Genomic DNA, 1,267 nt, shown 5'->3' with positions numbered 1-1,267 from the left:
GATTAAAGGATAATCGTCCATCTTTATTAAGGAAGTGGCCAGTTTATTTTAACTAAATTATGGTTATTCATGTTAATATGAACTCATAGCTATATAGAAGGGGTGGGGTTAGTATGAAAACTGAAATAGTTCCTAAAAAGAAGTACAGTATAATAAGCTATGTATCTTTACTCATCGGCATTTTGTGTTTTCTATTCGTTTTTATAACGCCAACAAGGATAGCCAATGCAGGTAATATAGTTGGAGATTATATTACAATTGCCCTGACAGGTGTAGGTATCATGCTTTCAATAATCACAATGACGAAAAGAACAGAGAAGAAGGGAATTGCTATTCTTTCATTAATACTGTCCTCATCATTTTTTATATTTTGGATCATAGCAATTATCCTATTGTTTACTGGTCAAATTAGTTTTGCGCCGTAATGTGTAATAAAAAGAGTCCTTCTCGTATGATATCGGGTTCAGTTACGGGAGAGAAAATATAAAATAACACACAAATTAGGGATGTAAATCACATATGATTTAGCACCCTTTTTTTATTGTTATTATAGTGTTTAAGCACTTTTATATAGTTAAATAGTGTTCTAAATAAAAAGATAAATGGAAAATTTATGTTAAAATAGTTGTAGAGATTATGAAAAAACCTTCTTAAACTAACGGTCAGGTTACTTTAAGAAGGTTTTTTCAAAGGAAATGGTAAATATCATATTTTGAAGAGGTGATTGCAGTGGAGTAAGTGATTTTTTAAATCTTAGTTAAATACTTTGAAGGAAGGGATTTATAACTATGAATACAAAACTAATAATAGTAGAAGGGTTACCTGGATTTGGAAAATCAACCGCTGCAAAACTAATAAATGAAATTCTAATCCAAAATAAAATTGAAGTTGAACTATTTTTAGAGGGAAATTTGAACCACCCAGCCGACTATGATGGTGTATCTTGTTTTAATAAATTTGAGTTCGATAGATTATTATCTAACAGTGGAGGTTTTAAAGAAGTGCTCCTTAAGAAAGTTCTAAAAAAAGGAAGCAATTATTTATTGCCATACAGAAAGATAAAAAATGAGTTTGGTGACCAGTTTTCGGACGAATTATTTAACGATATTTTTAAAAACGACATATATGAATTAACATTCGATAAAAATGTTGAATTAATTGCTGACAAATGGAATGACTTTGCTGAAATTGCTCTAGAAGACAATAAGGTTTATATCTTTGAATGTTGTTTCATTCAAAATCCATTAACTATTGGGATGATTAAATA

The 1,267-nt window shown here is 29.5% G+C and carries 1 protein-coding gene and 1 pseudogene; both read left to right on the top strand.

The genetic code is table 11. The features are described from left to right. Positions 1–113: 113 nt before the first annotated feature. The gene (locus ABWK52_RS29075; RefSeq protein ID WP_000845560.1) at positions 114–425 is read left to right on the top strand and encodes a hypothetical protein; all 312 of its coding nucleotides are present in this window, start codon (positions 114–116) and stop codon (positions 423–425) included. 363 nt (positions 426–788) lie between these two features. Continuing rightward, positions 789–1,267, top strand: a pseudogene (locus ABWK52_RS29070) (hypothetical protein); the annotation flags it as partial.

It is taken from the genome of Bacillus sp. AP50 (assembly GCF_040492675.1).
Lineage (GTDB): Bacteria > Bacillota > Bacilli > Bacillales > Bacillaceae_G > Bacillus_A > Bacillus_A cereus.
This window is presented reverse-complemented; position numbering and strand designations above follow the sequence as displayed.

Bases quoted from the DNA above. Each gene is read 5' to 3' on its own strand.
- ABWK52_RS29075 (WP_000845560.1), top strand. From the start codon at position 114: ATGAAAACTGAAATAGTTCCTAAAAAGAAGTACAGTATAATAAGCTAT.